Genomic DNA, 25,140 nt, shown 5'->3' on the forward strand with positions numbered 1-25,140 from the left:
ATACAGATAGGTAAGCCTTTGAAGTTATCGCTGGCTTTTCCCCCTGTTCACACCGTACGTGCGACTTTCACCGCATACGGCGTTCCAACTAATCCAATTTATTCTTTCTATGTTTTAAGCAGCCGAGTGAAGATTTTCCAAAGTTAGATTATTTCATTGTTACATTTCAGTCGTAAGTTATTTACTTTTTCTAATTGCTTATTTGTAAGCTTTACAGCTTTTAGGAACTTTTCAATTTTTACTTTGTCTTTCAAATGTATAAGTTGATGTATAGCCTTATTCAAAACTATTAAATTTGAGTAGCTATCATCTTTTGAAATGTGAAAAGGATTAATATGATGACAATGCCAGTCGATAATACCTAATTCTTCACCTAAAATTGCACATTTGCCATACTGGGCAATAAACTTACTTATTCTGTTGTCGTTATATTCAATAGATCTGTTTGGAATGTAGTTTCTCATGACGTAAGAAAGCGTATTTTTATTGATAGCCTTTAGGCTATTGTGAATTTTTGCTCTGCCTTCGGCAGTATAGTTACATATCACTTGGGAGAAACCAAGTGTTTTTCTCCATCGTTGCGCATGGATGGGGACAAAGACCATATTTTGTATTTTAAATAGTTTGGACTTATATCCTTTGTATCGCTTCTGTAATGTCTTTGACATCTCATGAAAACTTGCCTCTGTTCGAATATTCTTTAGTTGATTGTATAACGTCTTGCGTAGATATAGATTTAACTCATTCAAGTTAATTGTAATTTGAGTTGCAGCTGAGTAATAGTTTTGGATACCCATTACAACGGTATTAAAATTCCAAACGGTCTGAATGCAGGGTTTTCTCTTGATTACTTTTATCGCTTCTTTAATCTTTTGAAAGGCATTTGCTTTAGCCTTTTTTGACATATCAGACTTTGCTACGAAACCAAATCTGGTCTTACCTTTTCTTATGGCTTTTATTGTAAATCCTAGAAACTCTGAAGAGTTTTTCTTTAAGTTCACGACCTTTGATTTTTCTTCACTCGTCTCCAAGTGTAATCTCTTTTTCAAGAATTCTTTTAATGCATAATTTATTTTAATTGCCTGTGACCTTGTTCGGCACATCACCTTAAAATCATCCGCATAACGGACAATAAAACACTCTTTCAAACTCGATTTCTTTAATTGCTGATACTTACTACCATTAGTCGAATACGTATAATTGCTTTCAAATGTTTCCCATTGGTCACTAACCCACCAATCCAATTCATTTAACACAATGTTAGATAATAAAGGTGAAAGAATACCACCTTGCGGTGTTCCTTTTGTAGGAATACCTTCTCCTACAATCTCTGCTTTTAATAACCTAGATATAATAGAAAGAAGGGATTTATCCCTAATGCCTATTGACCACATTTGTTTTAAAAGTTTGCTATGATTTACATTATCGAAGAAACCTTTAATATCTACGTCAACACAATAATGTAGTCCAGATTGGTTAATGAGAAATTCAAGTCTAGCTTTGGCATGATGAGTGTTGCGATTTGGTCTAAAACCATAACTATGTTTATGGAATTTAGCTTCACAGATTGGCTCTAAAATTTGCAGTACACATTGTTGAAAAATTCTATCCCATATCGTCGGTATCCCTAAAGGTCTAGTTTTATCTACTCCTTTTGGAATGAAAACCCGTCTAACTGGTTGTGGTTCATACCATTTGAACATACCTTGAACTTTAGCTATTACATCTACAACTGGTAAATGCAGAATATCATTAATTGTTAATTTATCGATTCCCGCAGTTTTGCTACCTGTATTTCTTTTGATGTTTCGGTAGGCAAGACGTATATTATCCTTAGAACTCATTAATTCTGTTAAGTTATAGAAATGATGACCACAAACACTTTGAGCGTAGAGTGTATCAAAACAATCTTGCATACTATAATACTCATTGTGTCTCAGTTTCTTCCGTTTCAATAAGTCGGTGACTCCTTTTGGAGTTAAACCTCTATTAGTCTCACAAGAACCTTATTAATCGATAAAGAACTGCCTTACTTGGTTGAATAAATCTTTATTAGTCTAGTGGCTATCCCTCCATGTGGATTAGACACTTCATTGGTACTGTGCCACCACTTTCACTGATATAAAGGCAAGTTATACAGTAACTAGTATCATTATTGCTTTCCTTGTCAACGTTTCTTAGGGGAGTAAGCCCTCCACGTTATCAGCTTAAAACGTTGAATTATATCTATTATAGAATGAACTTAGGTGCTTCCTCTAAGCCTGTTAGATACATACGCCTGTAACGTATCATGGATTTTCATATTAGTTAGTCTTACTCACCCACATCTAACCTCACAATTTGGTGATATACACATTTCTATGTATCGCAGTTCTAGACCCGTACATTCAGAAGTTCGTCAGCTTAACCATTTCTTTTCGGTTTATTTGCATTCTCACCATATTCATTCAACTCAAGCATCATGAATTACACCACTCCCTCGAGTAGGCTTTCGTCAGCGGACCTGGTACGGTAATTTCTCACGCCTTTTCACCGAGCTTATAACACAATCATTCTTACTAAATCCAGTGCTATTCGACTAAGAGAGAACCCTTCCGAGCGTTACCTCATCATTTGATTCTTCGATATAACCCTTCAGTTCCGAAAGGAACTGTCTAGCCTTTACCTGAGTAATGTGACCATTCTCAATTTAAACTAGAAACATTTCGCACAACTAAACTGCTCCGTTAGTTGAATAACAGATAGAAAAAGTTCCCGAGACTATACTTCTATTAAATATACTCAAACTATATCTTAAAACACACATAAAAGCTGAACTAATATCAAAATTAGTTCAGCTTAAAAATAGCATATTATAATGTTGCACATTGTATATAGATCCAGAAATATTAAGTGCATTACTTTAATTCTTGACTTTTAATAAAAAAAGTCTTGCACCTACTTTTTTTATGTTGTTGCAATTTCCACAACTTCTGCACCCACATGTACGGGTGGTTTTCGATCCTTCCATGGGGCAGATTCTTCTAATTGTTTCCCAAGCTGTAAAAGGGTTAACTCATCGGCGAAGCGTCCTGTAAATTGCAGCCCGATTGGTAAGCCAGATGCACTCATTGCAAGCGGTAATGATAATGATGGTTGACCTGTTGCGTTAAATAAATGGGTAAACGGCGCGTATGTGAATATTTGCTCTGTCCATTCAATTGCCGAGATATTAGGATTATTTGCATTTAGCTTGCCAATTTTCGCTGGTAATGTGCCGATTGTTGGACTTAAAAGCACATCATAATCTTCAAAGAATGTCGCTACTTGACGTGATACAAGTGCATTCGTATTAATGGCTTCTAAAAGTGCGCTAGCTTTTAAGTTTTTACCATATTCATAGCATTGCCAAATGGCTGCTTCAATAGTATCGCGTGAAGGAGTTTTACCTGTTAATTCTGCTGCCCCCACAATCATTTTATAAATATTCGCTGTCCAAATATTTACCGTTGCGCGTGAAAATGGTGCTTCGTCGTAAGCGGGTCGAGCTTCGACTACTTCATGTCCTAATTCTTCTAATAATTTTACGGCCTTATGTACGGCCTCGATACATTCCGGATCAACGAATGCACCAGAATTTGTTTCTGTTGTCCAAGCGATTTTCAGTGGCCGTACCTTTTGTTGAATCGCTTGACTGTAAGGCATTTCTGGGCTTTGAATAATCGAGTAGCATCCTAAGTCTGGTCCAGCTACTTGGTCCAGTAATGTAGCGGTATCACGAATGGTTTTTGTTTGTGCAAATTCAATTGCTAACCCATTTAATGCCTCACTATTATAAGGCCCCATCGGCACGCGACCACGTGAAGGCTTTAAGCCAACGATACCACTGCATGATGCAGGAATACGAATGGATCCGCCTCCATCATTACCATGCGCAATTGGAACGATACCACTTGCGACAGAAGCGGCTGCACCACCACTAGAACCACCAGGGCTATGGTCTAGATTCCATGGGTTACGTGTTGGACCATAAATGACAGCTTCTGTTGCAGCATTATAGCCGAACTCTGGTGTTGTGGTTGTACCGCTTAACACAAAACCAGCGTTTTTAAAACGTTTCATTAATTCGCTATCGACAGACATTACAGCATTTTCTGCAACACGACTGCCCATACTATGTGGCACACCTTCCGCATGGAGCACAACTTCTTTAATTAAAAATGGGACGCCTGCGAATGGTTGATTATCATTTAAAGCTGAAATCGCTTTGTCAGCCTGTTCCTTTAACACACTGGCAACGGCATTAATCGAAGGGTTAACTTTTTCAATACCTTGTAGCGCTAATTTTGTAAGTTCTTGTGGTGTCACTTGCTTTGTTTTTACTAACTCCGCTAATCCAAGACCGTCATATGATGCGTATTCCTGTAAATTCATCTGATCACCTCGTTAAAATTTTGACTTACAAATTCATCTTAAATTGAAATAAAAAAAATTGATATTACCCAAAAGGATAATTTGTTTTAAACGAGAATATATGAATCTAATAGAGAAAAGGAGGAATTATTTTGTATGAGCAAAAAGAGGTGGAGTATTTATTAGAAACAACGTTTAGGATTTCGAATATGAATATGCAACAAACAAGTGGAGACTTTAAATTGAATATGTTGCAAGTATTGAGTGAATGTTTTCAATATGAGCATACGATATTTTGGGAAGTAGAAGATGGGGAGTTAAATGAACAGCCTGTCTGTTTCAATGTGGAGACATATACGATACAAAATTATTTACAAGAATATAAATATTATGATCCTTTACACCCAGTGAATATGCAAAACCAACCCGATATTCAATTAATGCAACGAAATGAAGTAATATCAAAGAAGAAAAAGCGATATTATGTTGAGCGCTTTTTACAAAAAAATGATTTTATCGATGAAATGGTTATGTATCTGTATAATCAGCAAAAGCCAACAGCGGCTATTGGCATTTTACGAAAAGAAGGGGAACTACCATTTACAGAGCAGGATAGTCAAAAACTATCGTATGTAAAGCGGATGATTGAAAATGTTTATTTATTACATCAATATGTTCAGCCAGGCGAGTCATTGCAAATTACACAACGTGAAAAAGAGTTGTTAAAATATTTATGTAAGGGTTTTAAAAATGCAGAAATTGCTAGGTTTTTATATGTCAGTGAAAATACTGTAAAGAAGCATTTGCAAAATTTGTATCGAAAATTTCAAGTAACTTCCCGAACGCAGCTTGCATTAAAATGTTCAGAAAGCTTTCGAACATAAAAATAAGATGTTGGTAATCGATAAAAACCGAGTGCTATTTTAACCAGAATACTGCCGAACAAAGAGTAGAAGACATATTTGATATGATTCAATCAAATAATAATAAACAAGGCAAAGGTTTCATGATCAATCTCTACCTTGTTTATTTTCTTATTACGCTAATTCTATTGATATTTAGTAATCATTTCCCCACCCGTTACAGTAAATCTACCTAACAGGCTTGAATTGTACCTTTACTTCAAAAAATCTATTTATTAAGCATGCAATTTTTAGGACAACTTCTCATCCCTCTTATAGCATTTGTTTTTTCCATTGCGACAGCACGTCATTGGATTTCGCAATGTCCACTTTTAATGAAATCTGTTTATTTGAGCAACGTTTCTTAGCCTTTTCCCAAGCCTCTTCAAGAGCAGGTAAATAGCTTAAATTTTTTGTTGCTGCGACAAGCTGTAAAAAAATATTCCCTTGAATATAGTACCAGCGGGGGTTCATACTATCTAGTTGAATCGCCTCTTCAATAAGACGTAGCGCCAAGTACGGACTGCCTTCATTGCGGTTCAAAAACTGTGCGAATGCTCCCCAGTAAAGAGCTTTATTTGGTTGGAGTTTTATCGCTTCCGCATATTGCACAAGTGCTTTGTCATGCTCCTTAGCAAGAGCAAAATATTCGGCCATTGTATAGTAAGCATTCGCTTGTGCCTCAACCGAACCAGCCAGCAATTCATCTACTACTTTACCGAATTGCTTTTCATCCTCACTTCCTATGTATGCCGCGAGTACATCACGCTCTGGATAAGAACCATCTGTTCGTTCAACACTTTGCTTCATTTTTTCAGCAGTAGGAATAGGCATATTTCCATATCCGTTCGCTTCCAACAATGCGACGTGCTGTTGAATAGTTGAACATGATTCATGTTCTGAAAACGCACTATTAGCTACAAGTGCTTTGGCTAATTGATAGCTTTCTTTCACATGACCATTTATAAATAATTCATTGATCTGTTGAACTTGCTCATCAAATTGGTTGATCACTATATAAATCCTCACCTTCACAAAAGAAAAATCTTATAAGTATTTTACCATCTTTAAATCTAAAACAAACTAAATAGCAATAATTTTTCTATAATTCCCTCAATTTATAACTAATTCAGAATCTATTATTATATTGTGGTTCATCACATAACGAGCGTTGATTTCCATTCCGACTGGGCGCTTTGTTGCTGTCGCTACGCTTTCGCACAGAAAACATTTGCCGCTGACGCGAAGAGCAGAGCTTCCTGGGGGCGTCCGATGAGCCGCTTCACTCGCGATGCTCGTTCCAGGGTCTCGGGCCAACAGATGTCTTTTGCGCGAAAGCGTGAGTGCAACGTAGCGGCAGCAGCACGATGTTGGTCACGAAGGCATTATCACAGGATGTGATGCTTTTAGCCTTCGTTCCCCTATTGCTGATCCCCGAGGAGTCGCCCAGACTCCACTCCAATCAACTTATTTATTTAGCATATGTCTTAACAAATGTCATTCCGAAATTAGGGATAGGCTCCTATTTTTTAGTTCTATCAGATTTGGGTTTAAAATTAGGAAAATGAAAAGGGTTTGATAAAGTTCTGAATTATGAGATAATTGAAGTATATTTTCACTTTTGAAGGCATGTAAACTGTAAATAGGAGGGCTTACTTTGAATAGACGATTGCATTTTGTATCGCTTATTATCGGAAATTTGTTAACACTAGGAGCTATTTTCATTTATGCTATGCAAAGTCAAGTGGATGTGGCCCTCAGCACATATGCCCTTGTGATGGGGTTCTTAAGCACATCACTACTAATCTTTTTTTATTTATGGGGGGATGAAAAACAACAAATTTCGAATCGTTTTTCTAAGTAAGTCGGATGATTTAAAATTATAGTTTTAAAGTAATCCTATTTTTTGAAGCGCCCGTTGAAGAAATTATCCCCTTCTCTACATTAGTAGTTTAGGGATTTTTTTCATAAAAAGCTTCTTTTTTTGTGGTATTCCCCCCTGAATACGACTAATTATTGTTGAAATATAAAAAATTTTGTAGAAAATTTAAAAAGAATGATTGAGTAGTAATTCAATTTTCTGTATAATCAGCTTGTTTGACAATACTAATTTGAACTTGGGGGTAGACAATTGGGTAAAGCATTGATTATAGGAGCTGGCGGAGTAGCCAGTGTTGTGGTACACAAGTGTGTTCAAAATTCGGACGTATTTGAGGAGATTTGTATCGCAAGTAGAACTGTTTCAAAATGTGACGCTCTAAAAGAAAAACTAGACGGCGGAAAAACAAAGATTCGTACTGCACAGGTAGACGCAGACAATACAGAAGAGGTTATTGAACTTATTAAAGCCTTTGGACCAGAAGTTGTTATTAATGTGGCACTACCTTATCAAGACTTAACGATTATGGATGCTTGCTTAGCGACGGGTGTACACTATGTGGATACTGCAAACTACGAGCCACCTGAAACGGCAAAATTTGAATATAAATGGCAATGGGCTTATAAAGAAAAGTTCGAAAAAGCTGGCTTAACTGCTTTACTTGGTAGCGGTTTTGACCCAGGCGTAACGGGCGTTTTCACAGCTCATGCACAAAAACATGAATTTGATGAAATTCACTACATTGATATTGTGGATGCAAATGCGGGTGATCACGGTTACCATTTCGCAACAAACTTCAACCCAGAAATCAACATTCGTGAAATTACAGCGAATGGTCGTTACTGGAAAGAAGGCGAGTGGGTTGAAACTGCACCACTTGAGAAAAAAGAGGTTTATAACTTACCAGAAATCGGACCAAAAGATATTTACCTTTTATACCATGAAGAACTAGAATCGCTTGCTAAAAACATTAAAGGCTTAAAGCAAATCCGTTTCTGGATGACATTCTCTGAAAAATACTTAACTCACTTAAAAGTATTAGAGAATGTTGGTATGACTTCTATCGAGCCTATCGAATTTGAAGGACAAATGATTCAACCAATTCATTTCCTTAAAGCTGTACTACCTGATCCAGCATCACTTGGACCACGTACAAAAGGAAAAACTAACATCGGTTGTATTATTCGCGGTCTAAAAGATGGTAAGGAAAAAACTTATTATGTGTACAATGTATGTGACCACGAAGAATGCTATAACGAAGTTGGTTCACAGGCTATTTCTTATACAACTGGTGTACCAGCAATGATTGGTGCAATGCTTGTGATGAACGGTGAATGGCGTAAACCTGGCGTTTGGAATGTCGAAGATTTCAATCCAGATCCATTCATGGATGCACTAAATAAATGGGGTCTACCATGGCAAGAAAGCCATAACCCAGAATTACTTGACCTAGAGTTAGATGCAAAGGAATTAAGTCGATGAAGCCAATTGATTTCTCAAAAGTTCCGTCCCCTTCTTACGTTGTGGATGAACGATTATTAACAAAAAATCTAGAACTTTTAAAATCGATTCAAGATCGAACAGGCTGCCGTATTTTACTTGCCTTAAAAGGGTTTTCTATGCATTCAACTTTCCCACTAGTGGGCGAATATTTAGCAGGGATTACGTCTAGCTCATTATTTGAAGCGCAACTCGGCTATGAAAAAATGGGCAAAGAAGTTCACGTCTATGCACCAGCTTATGTGGAGCATGAAATGGACGAGCTACTTGGCTATGTTGATCATATTGTGTTTAATTCATTTAACCAATGGAACCAATATAAGGACAAAGTAAAATCTGCTAGTAAAACAATTGAATGTGGTATTCGTATCAATCCAGAGTACTCTGAAATTGAAACAGCACTTTACGACCCTTGCTACACGAATTCTCGTCTTGGCACAACTTTAGCCAACTTCGACAAGTCACAGCTTGACGGTATTGATGGCTTACACTTCCATGCGATGTGTGAGCAAAACTCAGATACGTTAGAGCGTATTATACAAGTTGTCGAAGAAAAATTTGGTGATGTCTTACATCAAATGAAATGGTTAAACTTCGGTGGAGGTCACCATATTACGCGTGAGGATTATGATGTAGAAAAGCTTGTGAATATCATTAATTACATTCAAGACAAGTATAACCTTCTCGTATATTTAGAGCCAGGTGAAGCTGTTGCACTTAATACAGGTTATTTAGTAGCAACTGTCCTTGATATACAGAAAAACGGTATGGACTTAGCAATTTTAGATACATCGGCAACTTGCCATATGCCAGATGTTCTAGAAATGCCCTATCGCCCAATGATTATCGGTTCAGGTCAACCAAATGAGCTAGCTCACACATATCGCTTAGGCGGGCTTACTTGTCTTGCAGGTGATGTAATTGGCGATTATTCATTTGAACAACCTTTACAACCAGGCGATCGTCTAGTATTTACAGATATGGCGCATTACTCAATGGTGAAAAATCACATGTTTAATGGTGTAAACCTTCCATCCATCGTTTCCTATAACGATGAAGAAGGCACTAAAGTCATTCGTCAATTTAAATTTGAAGACTATAGCGGTCGACTTTCATAATACCAAAGAAAATCCTCTCCAACTTATCGCTGGAGAGGATTTTTTACGGCTTCATATTCATCCAACTATCAACATGATGAATGGCCAAACCATTATAGCTCGTTTTATTGGCATACTGTTTATGAACTTGTGCTAACTGTTTATTCATATAAGCTTCTCCATCATCATAGAAGGTAATATTTTTTCCTTCATCTGAGGCTCCTGTTTCCACACCAATAACAATTGATTTATTTACTTTATTTGCATAGTTTATTTCATGTTCAACAATTTTAATAATATCTTTAGCAGCATCTCGATAAGCCATAATTGAAACACTTTCCACTTGGTCAATAACCCAGTCCGCTAATAAACCTTGACCAAATTGGTTATAGTATGAAACTTCGTCAAACCAAAATGGCATATCCACTTCTAAAGGCAATTGTAATTGCTCAGTATTTCCTTTCGCTCTAATAAGGAGCGCTTGATAAGATTCAATCGTTTTTTCTTGGTTCGAGCTCCAACCACTATTTAAGTAAGGCTCCACATCGAGATGAACTCCAGAAAATCGCTCTGTTGCTGCTGCATTTTCATTATATAATTGTATCCATTCAAATAGCTGATCCTGCATTTTATAGCCATCTGCTGATACCCAGCTTGCAGAACCATCCAACGCATATACTTTTATACCTTTTGTCGTAGCTTTATTAATAAAACTTTTGTAATCGGTACTTGCTATATCACTATTAATTTGTAAATATAATTTCTTTACTTGTTTGCCTTCTAAAAATGAGAGTAACCCTGATTCATCTTCGACAATCTTTATCGTATCCCATAACCAAGTTGCCTTATCTTGCATGGACTTTGCGTCTACCTTTCCCATTGTTAATCCTAGCATACTTACAATTACTATAAAAACAATAATTGTTTTTGATAGTGAACGACTTACCATATAATCACTTCTCCATTCTATTTGCCGAGGCTCATAGAACAGAACCTGGCAACCTGACGATCATGCACTAAAAATAGTGTTTAGACTCACGGCTTTGCGTCCTTCCCTTTCGGTGAAGTTTGCCTTTAACAGTAGATTTCTTCCCTTACATAATACGACGTTAAAACGGAGATGTCTGTAGGTATTACGCACAAATTTTAATAACAACTTTCAACTAGAAAAAAAGAACACAGGTTATTTTTACTATTTCAGCATATAACCGTAGAGAGATTATCTATACATATTCCTTTAACTAAAAAACAATTTGTACGTAATGTATCCTATAAATAACACTAAAATTAATACTAGCGTTTCTTTCCAACCCATACCATTTAAATTCCCACTATTTCCCCTATTTACACCATCGTTTAGAGAACCTGTAGGATTGTTTTTTAATTCACTTTGTCTTAAATGCTCTCTTTTTTCTTCTGGTGTTTCCTTTTTCTTTGAATCCATGTGACGAATACCTCCCAAAATTAATAGTTAATTATTTATTTACGAAAGATATCTTCTGATGATGAGGTCCTGTAGATAGAGGACCTCAAACTAAGTGCACGGCACATCTTCCCCCCTCAGTAATTGTCGGAACGGAAACCACCCTTGTATTGCTAATGAACAAAAAAAGTTAAAAAAGAGACAGAATCACATATTTGTAATTCTGTCTAGACCATCAACTTTGATGTGTATTATTGAATTAATTTCTAGCTTTAATAAAAACTCAAGCCTCTACGTTTTCTTTTTCATTTTCAAGCATTTTGTGCAAATAATTAATTATTTCACGTATACCTTCTAATGAATTCACAAGTATTTTCGGGTCAACGTAAGTAATCATACGATTTTCTAGATTTGCCACAGCTGTAAAGTAGCGTGTTTTTGAATAATTAACTAGTCCCATCTGTTTTAATACCGACTCATCAAAATCAAGAATTTCACGAGCTTCTGTGACAAGTAATCCATAATTCACTACATCCGTGTTCAACACAATAATACGTGCTGTAGCAGCATTAGAAGAACGATTATAAAGAATACGCTCAAAATCAAGTACTGGCACAAGCTCGCCACGAATTCTTGTGAAACCTAGAAGATAATTAGGCAAATGAGGAATTGGTGTTACTTGCTCTAACTTTTCAATCGAAATCGCTTGCTCCACAGGCACTGCATATTCCTCTGTACCACAAGCAAAAACTACTGCCTTCACACTTTCCATGCGGTCACATCCTTCGATTCTGGTATTATTTCGCAGATTCTTTTACGATTTCAACAAGTAAATCTGCTAATTTTTCTAATTCTTCTACTGGGATCTTTTCATTTGTTGTATGAATGTCCTCGTATCCAACAGAAAGATTGACTGTAGGGATGCCAAAACCTGCAATAACATTAGCATCGGAACCTCCGCCTGAAATACCTAGCTTTGGTGTGCGATCGATGTTCTGTGCAGCTGCCATCGCTACTTGAACAACTTTATCTGATTCTGTTACACGGAATCCAGGATACATTAGCTTTACTTCAACCTCTGCCTTTGCTCCTAATGAAGCAGCAACTTGTTCAAACGTCTCCTGCATATGCTGAGTCTGTGCATCTAACTTCGCTTTATCGATAGAACGAGCTTCTGCAAGAATCGTTACTTCATCACACACAATATTTGTTGCCTGACCACCTTCAAAGCGACCAATATTTGCTGTTGTTTCTTCATCTAATCGACCTAACTTCATTTTTGCAATACATTTAGAAGCAACCGTAATCGCTGAGATTCCTTTTTCTGGAGCAACACCAGCATGCGCTGTTTTCCCAATTATTTTAACGGAAATTTTCGCTTGGAATGGAGCTGCTGTGACAATTCCTCCTACTTTGCCATCACTGTCTACTGCAAAGCCGTATTTAGCTTTAATTTTAGAAGGATCTAATTCTTTAGCGCCAACTAGTCCACTTTCCTCACCAGCTGTAATAATAAATTCAATATCACCATGTTCAATATTTTGCTCTTTTAAGCGTTTAGCCATTTCAAATAATGCAGCGATACCAGCTTTGTCATCAGCACCTAAAATAGTTGTACCATCTGAAACGATATAGCCATCTTCACGAAGAGATGGTTTAATCCCTTTACCTGGGACAACTGTATCCATATGAGAAGTAAAATAAATTGGTTCGATATCTAATGAACCTTTTAGCGTAGCAAGAATATTACCTGCTCCATGCCCGTTTCGAGTATGTGCATCGTCTTGTTCTACTGTAAAACCAAGCGCTGTTAGTTTGTCGACTAAAACCGGCGCAATCACTTGTTCATATTTTGTTTCTGAATCGATTTGTACGAGCTCAAAAAACTCTTCTACTAAACGACTTGTCATGTTGTAGGACTCCCTTAGTTTACGTGTTTATCCACGTCATAGTTATCTTCTATATTTTAGCATACTGCTGCGTTTGGGAAAATAAAACGATTACATTGTTTTTCAATTGATGGTTGCAATTACCCGCTTCTATTCCATTCGCAAATTAAATACGGCTAAAGTCCTGACAATTGTGGAGGCACCTTTATTCAGATTGAAGGAAAGGAGCACTTAGTAAATACAAAAACAGCTGAACAAATTTGGACTGGACGGTTAGACACTGCTCACCTCAGGGGAACGAATAGGTTGAAATGTAAATCACCAAGAATTTAAAAAGTATTATTTACCTGGTAGTTAGCTTTTCAAATGAACTTTATAATGGAAAATTACGTTAAAGTATTTTATAGATTATTAACTTTAATTGAGGAGAGTGGTGACTTGAAGAAAAAAGTTATAATTATTGTTTCTTTATTGATTGTAATTATATTGTTGCATTCAACACCCAGTATGGCATTAAGAACACATATATTTTTTATGGGTTATCCAAAGGCCGCAATTTCTTCAGGAGTTATTGAAGATAAAGAACATAATGAAGTAGATAAAGATAAATTTGCCGAATTAAATGCCAAAGCCTACTCCCTAACAAAACCTCCAATAGAAAAAGCTACTCATGGCGAATTAAGAAACTTTCTTGTGAGGAAATTTGGCTTTTTACATTTTGCAGAATACTACGGTGATACTTAATAACCTTCGTCAGTCAAGAGGAGGATTTATAAAAAAACGCTCAAATTACTGAGGGCACTGAAAAACTTAAGTTTTCATAAAAACGAACCTTTTTCAGATAAAAATAAGGCACTTCTTGTTCAAATTTGAACAGGAAGTGCCTTATTTCTGTCTCTATTCCTTATTCATTTTCGTTTAGTAGCTTTAATATCCGTTTCAAATTGACAGTGAATATCGTTGTAGCACCTTGAATTCGATGCCAAATAGAACCGCAGTCAATGCCGTATCGTCCCGTGTCCGTTTTTTAATTCACTATTCTTCGCTTCTACTTTGTAGCGATTTGTGGCTAATTACTTAAATGCTTCCGTATTTTGAAATGGTTTCTTGATTTGAAATCATCGGGGGCACCACCTGCACATTAATTCTTTTATTATAAAGGAAAGCGTGACTAAAGTAATAGGTTGATACATTGCGTTGTTTGGAGAAGCATCGCTCGACTCCTGCGGGAAAGCGAGACAGACGAGACCCCGCACGAAGCGAAGCGTAGGAGGAGGCTCGGCGCTCGCCCGCGGAAAGCGAGCGGAATGCTTCGGAAAACAACAGTAGAGTCACAGTGCCAAATAAAAAAGCAAGGTATTCAACGATTTAATAGTTGAATACCTCGCAATGTGAGAAAATATAGACTTTTTCAATGCCCTCAAATTACTGAGCGTTTTTTTCTCCCGATCAACCGAACCCGTTAGAACAAAGGACAATCTTTTTACAGTTTACTTTACATCTAGGTTTTAAAAGATCGCTTCTTTTTCTTTTTGCAAAGACTGCAAATAATCATCTGCCTTGTTATGTTTATCCTGTAGACGCAAAATTGTATTATGTACATCATCTTGTACACGAGAAACCTGATCTCTTGCAGTGGATATTTTAGAATGGACAGACCAAGCTGAAAAAATATCATCAAAGAAATAGTCCGCAAATTTCACGAATCCATCTGTATCAACTTGTAATGATTTCGTTGACATATCATGTACATCTAACAGTTCGTTATGGAAGCGTTGTAACGCAATTTGAGCATTGTGAAGATAATTTTCGGTCTTATCCAATGCATCATGCTTTAAATGTGTAACAAAGAATCCTCCACCAAAAAACGTATCCCAAGTTGAATATCCATTAGCAGAATGCAAGGACTCTGCTGCTTGCCCAAGCTCAGTAAGTGCTATTTCACCAGCCGCTTCTGCTTCCTTTATCTCTATCAGTAGTTGTTTCGTAAGCATTTCCTCATGTGCTAATTGTTCAAGCCTTTTTGCCTGTTCAGGCTCATGGATTTGTAAGTAGCCTTTCTTTTTAGCATTTAATTGTCCTAAAGCTTCTTGTAACTCTTGTTCATTAATTTGAGAAAGCTTGGTGTTTATTTGCCCCAAATCATGCGTCAAATCAACATCCATCTTCTTTGCTTCATTTATTTTTAATTCAAGAATAGCTGCTTTATCAATTTTTTCTGCACGTAGCTCATCTTGTTGCCCTGTCCACGTACGAAACATATTCATAAAAGAAAAGCCTTCTAACTTATCGAGTCTCAAACGAATTTGATTGAGTGCTTTAGAATGTTTGTCAATTTCCTGTTGGGCATGCCCGATTTGCTGTTCAATTAAAACCTTTTGTTCACTTAATCTACTGGCAGTTCTTAATTGTGCATGTATTATTCCTTGCTCTTTTTGTAATTGTTTCCATTCCATTCATCTCAACTCCTCTTACATATATGTACGGATGAAATGCACATATGTTTCAATTATCTGTCACTTCTAATAAATCTTTTATTATTTAAAGTTAGTACAACTCAAAAAGAAAAGCCTAGCAATCCAAATGGATACTAGGCTTGTACAATTGTTATAGAGGAATATTTCCGTGCTTTTTCTCTGGACGTGTTTCGTGTTTGTTCGCTAACATATCTAGCCCTTGAATTAGCTTAATACGTGTATCACGTGGATCGATAACATCGTCTACCATACCGCGAGATGCCGCAACATATGGGTTTGCGAATTTTTCTTTATATTCTTCAATTTTCGCTGCACGCGTTGCTTCTGGATCTTCTGATTTGGCAATTTCACGCGCGAAGATAATATTAGCTGCACCTGCCGCACCCATAACAGCAATTTCTGCGTTAGGCCAAGCAAATACTAAATCAGCCCCAATTGATTTAGAGTTAAGTGCTACGTAAGCACCGCCGTATGCTTTACGCAGAATCACTGTAATTTTTGGTACAGTTGCTTCTGAGTATGCATAAAGGATTTTCGCTCCGTGACGGATGATACCACCATGCTCTTGTTTAACGCCTGGGAAGAAACCAGAAACGTCTTCAAATGTGATGATTGGTATATTGTAAGCATCACAAGTACGAATGAAACGGGCAGCCTTGTCTGAAGAATCAATATCTAACCCACCAGCTAATACTTTAGGTTGGTTACATACAAGACCAACTGATTCACCAGCAATACGCGCAAAACCAACAACTACGTTTTTCGCAAATTCTGAATGCACTTCCATAAATGAACCTTCGTCCACGATTTGCTCGACCACTTTACGAACATCATAAGGACGAGTTGTTTCGATTGGTACCGTATCCACGATTTCTGGACGATAGTCGTCACCCTCTGGACGTTCCTGGCGTGGAGCTTTTTCTTTATTATTTTGTGGTAAGTAGCTTAATAGTTTCTTAATTTGATCAATCGCTGTTTCTTCAGAAGGTGCGCGGAAGTGTGCGTTACCACTTATAGCGTTGTTTACTTTAGAACCACCTAAATCTTCAGCAGAGATTTTTTCACCTGTTACTGTTTCGATAACTTTAGGTCCTGTAATAAACATTTGAGATGTTTTATCAACCATTAGAATGAAGTCTGTAATTGCTGGAGAATATACCGCCCCACCAGCACATGGTCCCATGATAACTGAGATTTGCGGAATTACCCCAGAGTAGATTGCATTACGATAGAAAATATGACCATAACCATCAAGTGAAAGTACGCCCTCTTGAATACGAGCACCACCTGAATCATTAATACCGATAAATGGTGTACCATTTTTTGCTGCTAGATCCATTACTGTTGCCATTTTTTTGGCGTGCATTTCACCAAGCGCTCCACCAAACACTGTGAAGTCTTGAGAGAATAAGTATACTGGACGTCCATTAATTTTACCGAAACCAGTAACTACTCCGTCACCAGGACCTTCCATCTTGTCCATGCCGAAGTCTACTGTACGATGTGTAATGAATGGGTTGATCTCGAAAAATGTACCTTCGTCTAGTAATAATTCAATACGCTCACGAGCAGTTAATTTGCCTTTATCATGTTGCTTCTCGATGCGCTCATAGCCACCACCAAGTTCAATTACTGTCTTACGGTCATACAACTCATTAATTTTGTCGAACATATCCATACTGATCACTTATCCCCTTTTCCACTTTTATCGCATAACTCATATAACACACCGAAAGATGATTTCGGGTGCATGAAAGCAACCTCTGCACCACCAGCACCTGGTCCTGGCTCTTCTGATAAAAGACGTACGCCTTTTTCACGAAGCTCAGCCATACGCTCACGAATCCCCGTTACACCGAAAGCTACATGGTGAATACCTTCTCCACGTTTTTCGATGAATCCATGAATAGTACTTTTTTCACTCATCGGTTCTAATAACTCAATTTTTACATTACCCGCATCTATGAATGCAACACGAACCTGTTGAGATTCTACTTCTTCCACTTTTAGCAGCTTTAAGCCTAAAGTTTCTGTATAATATGTAATGCGTTCATCAAGATTGCGGACCGCAATCCCAATATGATCTACTTTCTCCATGGTGACATCTCCTTCTGTTATGGTACATAATCTATTTTACAGACTTTTTCGTCAAAACTCTACTACTTGAGAAATTTTTCAGATTTGCTAAACTATTTATAAGAAAAGAAGGAGCGAACGAGCATATGAGTAATAAAAAATTTCAAAAATTCGTAGTTTATACTATGGTCGCGATCATGGTAATTTCAACTCTAGCATTCGGCTTATCGATGATAGTGTAATGAAAGGCTAGGCGTCCGCATTACTGCGGGCGCTTTTTCTTTACCTTTAACCCCTTAAAAGACTGCTTTATTTCTAAATATCGATCCATTTCCTCAATAAATTGATAAAGTGCCGCTTGCGCTAAAAATTGCTCATGATTTTTCGGCAATGGTAATTCGGCGAAATCTATCTTTACTTGCTCTAATTTTTCTCTAAAATGACTAGCCGTATTTCCTGAATGAACATGTTCACCGAGGTCTTGTAAAAAGTCAGCAACGATCACAGCCTCTTGTACTATAACAGGAAGCGCCGTTATTTTAGGAAGAACTCTATCAATAATTTCTAGCTGCTGTTCACGCATATCAAAATACACGTAGAAGTCATTTTCTCGTCTCGTAAAATGATTTTCAACGTCTTTAAACGCTAGGGATTTTGCACTATTCAACACTTTAATCGCTTCAATAATTTCTTGCCCATCCCACAATGTATCGCCTTCTCTTAAATAGTTGGCAATTTCTAAAAAAATCTTACTGTAAAGTTCCTCAATTTTAACTCGATAGTAATTTAATTCCTTTTGAATGTCTGGCATATACATATTTATAGCTATTCCCGTACCATAACCAATTGCCATTAATGCGAATTCATTATAAACAAGCGCTAATGAAAAGCTTTTAGCTGCATATATATGCATGATAATAACTGCACTAGAGACAAAGCCATCCGCTACCCTTAATGACACAATTGTTGGTATAAAAATGAGTAGCATACCCGCTAATGCAAGTGGATGATAGGAAAATAGCTCAAAGCTCAAAAATGCATAAAACATTGCGATAATACTTGCGACAAACCGTGTATAAGCAGCATGAAGAGATTTTTTCTTCGTTGGCTGTACACATAATATTGTTAGAATACCAGCAGATGCATAAGAAGCTAATTCAAAGTATTGGGCAATGGCAATAGCGAGTGCTGCACCAAATGCCGTTTTTAATGTACGATAGCCGATTGAAAACTTCTTCAAGTCGACTGCCTCCTATCTTTTAGTACTCAAATTTTACATGCGTGTTGATTAGCCATATCTCACAAACATAGGCTCATACCATAATGTGTGGTTGATTTCCGTTCCGGCTGGGCGCTTTCCTGGGGGCGTCCGATGAGCCGCTTCGCTGCGCTGCAGGGTCTCATCTGTGACGCTAATCCCCCAAGGAGTCGCCCATCCTACACTACAATCAACAATATTCATTGAATACGTTTTACAAATATCATCAACAACTTTTGACGACAAGCGAAGTAGTCCAAGAAAAATAAAGGATTTCACCACAAATAATGCCCAATTTTGCTTATCAACACACCTGTTAATTTTATTCATTTCGAATTTTAGATTATTCATTTAGCCAATATTACAAATATTTCGAACGTCAATTGGCCAGTATATTGAAAATAAAAGGAAGCTATAACACCATGCTAATCGAGGATCAATTAGCATGGCCAAGTAGTAAGCCACCGCAGATATTTTGTAGCTGCGGGGCAACCTACTTTCGAATAGCTTCTCTTTTAACACTATGAATAAAATTAAAGTTCGTCGCAGTATTCCTCAAAGTTTGCTTGTAAGTTTGTTACTACTGACATTGGGTCATGACCTTCAATTTCATAGCGTCCAACTTCTGCTACTACTTGTCCATCCTTTAATAACACAAATGATGGAGAAGATGGTAAATGATCTTCACCGAAGTGATAACGAGCAGCTGCAGTTGCTTCTTTGTCTTGACCAGCAAACACCGTTACAAGATGATCTGGACGTTTATCGTAATGTACGCATTGTGCTGCTGATGGACGTGCGATACCTCCTGCACAGCCGCATACTGAGTTTACCATGACTAATGTTGTACCCGGACGAGCAAACGCCTCTTCAACAGCTTCAGGCGTGCGAAGCTGCTCATAACCAGCAGCCTCAATTTCTGCGCGTGCTGTTTTTAAAATTTCTTGCATAAATAAATCGTAATCCATATTCATATAGCGATAGCTCCTTTCAAATTCGCGTCATCATCATCAATCCGCCTCGGCGTAATTACGACCGGAGGCTTTAGGCCAATATGATGTTGGTCACTCAGTCGTTGCCACAGGACGTGGCGTTCTTAGACTGAGTTCCTCTATTTCAGCATGTGTTTGGACACCCGCTGGAAAGTTAACTTAAATCTGCATTCATCTCACCATCTATAGAGGTGGGAGACTTCAGCTGAAAGTAGTGAAACTTACTAGCTTTAGATATTCGACGCTCATACATCTCCTATCATAGCAGTTAGTGACGAATTTGTGCACCTACTTGCTCATATATTAGATGATATTATTTTTGTGATTGTTCATCGCTAAATAAACGATCTACACCTTGTGTAACTGTCAACTGTCCATTTAAAATTTGACGTTCTAAAAGCTGCACTTGTGCTTTCCGTTCTGGATTACCGTAAAACATATCGATTAACTGGTCGGTAATCATCGATTGGAACCAATCTCTTGTCTGATTTTGTCGTCTGATTGACCAGTAATTATTTGCCTCAACGATTTGTCTGAACTCTCCTATTGTATTCCAGACTTTGTCGAGACCACGTTTTTCCCACGAGCTTACCGGCATTGCTGTGGACATCCAACCTGGTGTTGCAGGCTGTAAGAAATGTAAAATTTGCTTGTACTCGGATACCGTTTTTTTAGCCAGACGAACATTATCACCATCAGCCTTATGAACAACAATGGCATCCGCTAACTCCATAATGCCCTTCTTCATGCCTTGTAACTCATCTCCCGCACCTGTTAAAACTAACAGCAAGAAGAAATCAACCATCCCTCGGACATACGTTTCACTTTGTCCAACACCAACTGTTTCTATTAAAATGACATCATAGCCAGCCGCTTCACAAACAAGCATCGTTTCACGTGTCTTTTTATGAACACCCCCTAGGGTACCAGCTGATGGAGAGGGACGAACAAAAGCATTAGGTTTTTTCACGAGCTCCTCCATTCGAGTTTTATCACCTAAAATACTGCCTCCCGATAAAGAAGAGCTCGGATCGATCGCAAGGACTGCCACTTTTTTCCCTAACTCACAAAGCATCGTTCCGAAAGCCTCAATGAACGAACTCTTTCCTGCACCAGGCACTCCTGTTATCCCAATGCGGACACTGTTTCCTGTATGTGGTAAAAGCTCTTGTAAAAGTTCTTGTGCTTGCACTTTATGTGTTGCATTTGAACTTTCAATGAGTGTAATAGCTTTTGACAAGTGTGTACGAGAGCTTGCACGTACTTCTTGTGCAAGCTCCTGTATGTTTAAATTGTCTGCTTTTTTCTTTCGGAACTTTTTCGGTGTACCATATTGCATTCCGTCGTGAGTTGCCTCTACTCCGTCCATAACAAATAGCGCACTTTCCGGCATTCCTTTGTTTTTGTCCATTATTCAGACACTTCCTCATAGCCTAAACGTTTGTAAATCTCTTCAATTATCTTTTGTGCCGATACAGGAATAACTGTACCAGGTCCAAAAATCGCTACTGCGCCAGCTTCATAAAGGAAATCATAATCTTGTGCTGGAATAACGCCTCCAACAATAATAATGATATCTTCGCGGCCCAGTTTTTCTAGCTCCGCCACTAATTCAGGAACTAATGTTTTATGACCTGCAGCTAATGAAGATACACCAATGACATGTACATCGTTTTCCACAGCCATTTGAGCTGCTTCTGCAGGTGTCATAAATAATGGTGAAATATCTACGTCAAAGCCTAAGTCAGCATAGCCTGTCGCCACAACTTTTGCACCACGGTCATGTCCATCTTGTCCCATTTTCGCTACTAAAATACGTGGACGACGACCTTCATTTTCAAGGAACTCCTCTGTCATTTGTTTCACTTCAGCAATTTGCTCTTCATCAGAGAAGTTTGCAGAGTAAACACCAGAGATGGAACGAATTACTGCCTTATGGCGACCTGAAACAACTTCGATTGCATCAGAAATTTCTCCTAATGAAGCACGAGCACGAGCAGCATCTACTGCAATCGCTAATAAGTTTTCTTCGCCATCTTGCGCCGCTTTTGTTAATCGAGCTAAATGTTTTTGTACTTCTGCTTCATCGCGTGCTGCCTTCATAGCTTCTAAACGTTCAATTTGTTTTTGACGAACTAATGTATTATCAATGTCAAGAATGTCGATAGGTTCTTCTTTATCTAAACGATATTTGTTTACGCCAACGATCGTTTCTGTTTTAGAGTCGATTTTTGCTTGTCGTTTTGCAGCAGCTTCCTCGACTTTCATTTTTGGAAGACCAGTTTCAATCGCTTTCGCCATACCGCCAAGCTCTTCGATTTCTTCAATTAAAGCCCATGCAGATTTTGTAATCTCGTCTGTTAATTTTTCCACATAGTACGAACCGCCCCATGGGTCAATAACTTTCGTCATAGCTGTTTCTTCTTGTAGGAACAGCTGCGTATTACGTGCAATACGTGCCGAGAAATCAGTTGGTAGAGCAATCGCTTCATCAAGTGCATTTGTATGAAGCGATTGAGTATGCCCCATTGAAGACGCATTTGCTTCGATTAATGTCCGTGTCACATTGTTAAATGGATCTTGCTCTGTTAAAGACCAACCAGATGTTTGTGAGTGTGTACGAAGTGCTAAAGTCTTCGGATTTTTCGGATTAAACGTTGACATCATTTGTGCCCAAATTCGGCGTGCAGCACGCATTTTTGCAACTTCCATGTAATAGTTCATACCGATTGCCCAGAAGAATGATAAACGAGGTGCAAAGGCATCAATATCGATTCCAGCTTTAAGCCCTGTACGAACATATTCAAGTCCATCTGCTAATGTATAAGCAAGTTCAATGTCATTTGTTGCTCCAGCTTCTTGAATATGGTAACCGGAAATCGAAATAGAGTTAAATTTCGGCATATATTTCGCTGTATATTCAAAAATATCTGCAATAATTTTCATAGACATTGCCGGTGGATAAATATATGTGTTACGAACCATGTATTCTTTTAAAATATCGTTTTGAATCGTACCTGCTAATTGGTCAGGAGTCACTCCTTGCTCTTCAGCAGCAACGATATAAAATGCAAGAACTGGCAATACTGCACCATTCATTGTCATAGAAACTGACATTTGATCCAAAGGAATTTGGTCAAATAAGATTTTCATATCTTCTACAGAGTCAATCGCTACACCGGCTTTACCAACATCCCCTGTTACACGCGGATGGTCTGAGTCATAACCACGGTGTGTTGCTAAGTCAAAGGCAACAGAAAGACCTTTTTGACCCATTGCCAGATTACGTTTATAGAATGCATTTGATTCTTCAGCCGTTGAGAAACCAGCATATTGGCGAACAGTCCAAGGACGAGCTACATACATAGTAGGGTATGGACCGCGCGTATTAGGCGCAATACCTGCTACATCATTTAAATGCTTTGCCTCTTTAATATCTTCTTTTGTGTTTATATCTTTAATTTCGATGCCTTCATTTGTCATGAATTTTTCTTCTGACGCTTGAGGCGCTTCTGCTGCTAAAACTTTTCCGATTTCAACTGCACTAAAATTTGGCTTGCTCATCGTTGGACCTCCTTCATGCTAGCGAACACTGAATTTAATTTTTCAATGATGTTCTGTCCTGCGAAAATAAAGCCGTTTAAGCCATTTGCTAACCAAGCTTCTTCTTCGTCTTTAAATTTACCTGCAACGTCAACAATTACGTTTGCTCGTTTGCCAGCTAAAATGGCTGGTACTAATTCTTTTGTATCGTCATCATTACCTGCAATGACTACATATGTTGCTTCTGTAGCATTTAACCATGCTAATGCTTCTTCAGCTGTAGCAATTGGTTCACTTTTTTCTGGTACTAAACCTACAGTATTTAAGAAACCTGATACGAAGTCAGCACGTGGTTTTGAGTTTTTTAGTGTACCTAATGCTAAAATTCCTGTTGTTACATTTGCTGCTGTCATTTCCGCACGTAAATGTTCAAAAGGTTTAGCAATGCGCTTAATTTCTGCAAAAGCTGGGTTTGTTGCGCTTTCAAGCACATCTGCTGGATTAGCATAAATATTTGTACCGATCAATGATTGCTTACGTGTTTGTACCGCTTTAATACGAGCTTGGTAGGATTTTTCTAGTTCTTCCGCAAGCTTTCCAGATGCAGTGTAAGCGTCGATTCCTCCAGCTGCTTCAATTTCTAAAAATAATGTCCAAGCTTCTTTCACAAAATCTGCTGTTAATGACTCAATAAAGTAAGAGCCACCAGCTGGATCTATAACTTTTAAAACATTTGTTTCTTCTTTTAAGATTAAAGATACATTTCGTGCAATACGAACCGATTGATCTGTTGGTTTCGTTAATGCATCGTGAGGGTGAACTGTAAAGACATCCGCACCACCAATTAAGCCAGAAAGAGCTTCATTTGCCGAACGTAATAAGTTTACATAAACATCCAGCTTCGAGAAGCTTCTTAACGATGTTTCAGCAATCGTTGGAACTTTTACGCAATTAGATACTCCATATGCAGATGAGAACGCTTTCCAAAGTACTTTAAAAGCACGGAGTTTAGCAATCTCTGTAAAGAACTGTGTATCCACTGCAAATGAAACATAAAACTTCTTCGCGAACGCTTCAAAGCTTTCTTCTTGATTTGCGTATTTTGCGGCTAATGCAAGTGCATAAGCTAACTCTTGCACTGCGTTTGCGCCTTCATTATGATAAACCGTTGTGTCCGCACCGATTGAGCGCACGCTCGGGAAATTATTTAAAGAGATAGGGTTTTTCGATACGATGAAACCTTTTACAGCTTCTCGCTGATCAACTGCTATTTTGTCGAATACTGCTAATATTGGGTCATTTGAATTTTCAACCGACATTTTAAACGAATATTCAGAGAAATAAGTCACTAATTGTGCCACTACTTCTTCAGTCCATTCAAAATTCACACGGCTATCAATTGTTACTACTTCATTGCCTCGAGCTAAGCTATCATCAAGCTGTGCGAAAAATGCATCGCTTGTTTCAGCATATATTTGCTGTGCCACTCGAAATGCTTCATTATTTTGTAGGGAACGGATCGTAGCAACTTGTTTATCAAGTTCTTCTCCAAGTTTTGCTACTAAACTTTCTTGGGTGTAAAGAGGTTCTAATGTAATACCTTCACTCGTTTTCGTTAAAAGAGACTCGAATGGTTTCCCTTTTAAAGCCTTGATTGCTGCATCTTGCCATTCTGAATAGGACGGCTTTTCAAATTCAATATTTTTCATGTT

The 25,140-nt window shown here is 37.9% G+C and carries 21 protein-coding genes, 1 pseudogene and 1 riboswitch; of the genes and pseudogenes, 6 read left to right on the plus strand and 16 right to left on the minus strand.

Translation table 11 applies throughout. The features are described 5' to 3' along the window. Nucleotides 1-143: 143 nt before the first annotated feature. Together ltrA and ABE34_RS05565 are read right to left on the minus strand one after the other, a co-directional pair. A complete protein-coding gene (gene ltrA, locus ABE34_RS05560) occupies nt 144-1,916 on the minus strand; it encodes a group II intron reverse transcriptase/maturase (RefSeq protein ID WP_197139928.1) in 1,773 nt (590 codons plus the stop codon). Between the two features lie 1,030 nt (nt 1,917-2,946). After that, nucleotides 2,947-4,413: an amidase gene (locus tag ABE34_RS05565; RefSeq protein ID WP_197141024.1), complete on the minus strand. Its 1,467-nt coding sequence runs from the start codon at nt 4,411-4,413 to the stop codon at nt 2,947-2,949. Nucleotides 4,414-4,544: 131 nt separating this feature from the next. Here ABE34_RS05565 and ABE34_RS05570 point away from each other — a divergent pair, with 131 nt between their 5' ends. Next, a complete protein-coding gene (locus ABE34_RS05570) occupies nt 4,545-5,276 on the plus strand; it encodes a response regulator transcription factor (protein WP_197141025.1) in 732 nt (243 codons plus the stop codon). A gap of 291 nt (nt 5,277-5,567) precedes the next feature. On the opposite strand, the gene ABE34_RS05575 is transcribed toward ABE34_RS05570, so the two are convergent. Beyond that, complete coding sequence (locus ABE34_RS05575; RefSeq protein WP_241747198.1) at nt 5,568-6,308, minus strand: tetratricopeptide repeat protein; 741 nt, start codon at nt 6,306-6,308, stop codon at nt 5,568-5,570. A 643-nt stretch (nt 6,309-6,951) separates the two neighbouring features. Between ABE34_RS05575 and ABE34_RS05580 the strand changes: the two genes are divergently transcribed. The 3 genes from ABE34_RS05580 to nspC all read left to right on the plus strand — a co-directional run bounded on the left by ABE34_RS05580 (nt 6,952) and on the right by nspC (nt 9,791). Further along, a complete protein-coding gene (locus ABE34_RS05580; protein ID WP_197141027.1) occupies nt 6,952-7,158 on the plus strand; it encodes a hypothetical protein in 207 nt (68 codons plus the stop codon). Nucleotides 7,159-7,425: 267 nt separating this feature from the next. After that, nucleotides 7,426-8,655 carry a saccharopine dehydrogenase family protein gene (locus ABE34_RS05585; RefSeq protein WP_197141029.1) on the plus strand — a complete coding sequence of 410 codons (1,230 nt, stop codon included), beginning with the start codon at nt 7,426-7,428 and terminating at the stop codon, nt 8,653-8,655. Further along, complete coding sequence (gene nspC / locus ABE34_RS05590; protein WP_197141030.1) at nt 8,652-9,791, plus strand: carboxynorspermidine decarboxylase; 1,140 nt, start codon at nt 8,652-8,654, stop codon at nt 9,789-9,791. Before ABE34_RS05585 ends, nspC begins: the two co-directional genes overlap by 4 nt. A gap of 43 nt (nt 9,792-9,834) precedes the next feature. Here nspC and ABE34_RS05595 read toward each other — a convergent pair whose 3' ends face one another. The 4 genes from ABE34_RS05595 to ABE34_RS05610 all read right to left on the minus strand — a co-directional run bounded on the left by ABE34_RS05595 (nt 9,835) and on the right by ABE34_RS05610 (nt 13,103). Continuing rightward, nucleotides 9,835-10,719 carry an amidase gene (locus ABE34_RS05595; protein WP_197141031.1) on the minus strand — a complete coding sequence of 295 codons (885 nt, stop codon included), beginning with the start codon at nt 10,717-10,719 and terminating at the stop codon, nt 9,835-9,837. 44 nt (nt 10,720-10,763) lie between these two features. After that, nucleotides 10,764-10,853, minus strand: a riboswitch (cyclic di-GMP riboswitch). A 154-nt stretch (nt 10,854-11,007) separates the two neighbouring features. Further along, nucleotides 11,008-11,214, minus strand: coding sequence for a DUF6366 family protein (locus ABE34_RS05600; RefSeq protein ID WP_197141033.1), 207 nt, complete (start codon nt 11,212-11,214; stop codon nt 11,008-11,010). A gap of 262 nt (nt 11,215-11,476) precedes the next feature. Then, the gene (locus tag ABE34_RS05605; protein WP_053483746.1) at nt 11,477-11,965 is read right to left on the minus strand and encodes a chemotaxis protein CheW; all 489 of its coding nucleotides are present in this window, start codon (nt 11,963-11,965) and stop codon (nt 11,477-11,479) included. Between the two features lie 25 nt (nt 11,966-11,990). Then, nucleotides 11,991-13,103, minus strand: coding sequence for a M20/M25/M40 family metallo-hydrolase (locus ABE34_RS05610; protein WP_197141034.1), 1,113 nt, complete (start codon nt 13,101-13,103; stop codon nt 11,991-11,993). A gap of 417 nt (nt 13,104-13,520) precedes the next feature. On the opposite strand from ABE34_RS05610, the gene ABE34_RS05615 reads away from it, so the two are divergent. Further along, nucleotides 13,521-13,826, plus strand: a complete 306-nt coding sequence (locus ABE34_RS05615) for a hypothetical protein (RefSeq protein ID WP_197141035.1) — start codon at nt 13,521-13,523, stop codon at nt 13,824-13,826. A gap of 160 nt (nt 13,827-13,986) precedes the next feature. Here ABE34_RS05615 and ABE34_RS25805 read toward each other — a convergent pair. The 4 genes and pseudogenes from ABE34_RS25805 to mce form a co-directional block, all read right to left on the minus strand. Then, nucleotides 13,987-14,182, minus strand: a pseudogene (locus tag ABE34_RS25805) (IS5/IS1182 family transposase); the annotation flags it as partial. Nucleotides 14,183-14,590: 408 nt separating this feature from the next. Beyond that, nucleotides 14,591-15,538 carry a hypothetical protein gene (locus tag ABE34_RS05620; protein WP_197141036.1) on the minus strand — a complete coding sequence of 316 codons (948 nt, stop codon included), beginning with the start codon at nt 15,536-15,538 and terminating at the stop codon, nt 14,591-14,593. Between the two features lie 151 nt (nt 15,539-15,689). Beyond that, nucleotides 15,690-17,237, minus strand: coding sequence for an acyl-CoA carboxylase subunit beta (locus ABE34_RS05625; protein ID WP_197141037.1), 1,548 nt, complete (start codon nt 17,235-17,237; stop codon nt 15,690-15,692). A 5-nt stretch (nt 17,238-17,242) separates the two neighbouring features. Beyond that, complete coding sequence (mce, locus tag ABE34_RS05630) at nt 17,243-17,656, minus strand: methylmalonyl-CoA epimerase (RefSeq protein ID WP_197141038.1); 414 nt, start codon at nt 17,654-17,656, stop codon at nt 17,243-17,245. 125 nt (nt 17,657-17,781) lie between these two features. On the opposite strand from mce, the gene prli42 reads away from it, so the two are divergent. Next, nucleotides 17,782-17,877, plus strand: coding sequence for a stressosome-associated protein Prli42 (prli42, locus tag ABE34_RS25390; RefSeq protein WP_197141039.1), 96 nt, complete (start codon nt 17,782-17,784; stop codon nt 17,875-17,877). 20 nt (nt 17,878-17,897) lie between these two features. Here prli42 and ABE34_RS05640 read toward each other — a convergent pair whose 3' ends face one another. From ABE34_RS05640 to ABE34_RS05665, 5 genes are all read right to left on the minus strand, one after another. Continuing rightward, on the minus strand, nt 17,898-18,875 hold the full coding sequence (locus ABE34_RS05640) for an aromatic acid exporter family protein (RefSeq protein WP_197141040.1): 978 nt from the start codon (nt 18,873-18,875) through the stop codon (nt 17,898-17,900). A 551-nt stretch (nt 18,876-19,426) separates the two neighbouring features. Next, entirely contained in the window at nt 19,427-19,867 is a 441-nt protein-coding gene (locus ABE34_RS05650) for a BrxA/BrxB family bacilliredoxin (RefSeq protein ID WP_197141043.1), read from the minus strand. Between the two features lie 331 nt (nt 19,868-20,198). Further along, the gene (meaB, locus tag ABE34_RS05655) at nt 20,199-21,296 is read right to left on the minus strand and encodes a methylmalonyl Co-A mutase-associated GTPase MeaB (protein ID WP_197141045.1); all 1,098 of its coding nucleotides are present in this window, start codon (nt 21,294-21,296) and stop codon (nt 20,199-20,201) included. Continuing rightward, nucleotides 21,296-23,449 (minus strand): methylmalonyl-CoA mutase, encoded by a 2,154-nt coding sequence (gene scpA / locus ABE34_RS05660; protein WP_197141046.1) that lies wholly within the window; start codon nt 23,447-23,449, stop codon nt 21,296-21,298. Before scpA ends, meaB begins: the two co-directional genes overlap by 1 nt. Then, the gene (locus ABE34_RS05665) at nt 23,446-25,137 is read right to left on the minus strand and encodes a methylmalonyl-CoA mutase family protein (RefSeq protein ID WP_430982154.1); all 1,692 of its coding nucleotides are present in this window, start codon (nt 25,135-25,137) and stop codon (nt 23,446-23,448) included. Before ABE34_RS05665 ends, scpA begins: the two co-directional genes overlap by 4 nt. Nucleotides 25,138-25,140 lie beyond the last annotated feature (3 nt).

Source organism: Lysinibacillus sphaericus (assembly GCF_015844675.1).
Classification (GTDB): domain Bacteria; phylum Bacillota; class Bacilli; order Bacillales_A; family Planococcaceae; genus Lysinibacillus; species Lysinibacillus sphaericus_E.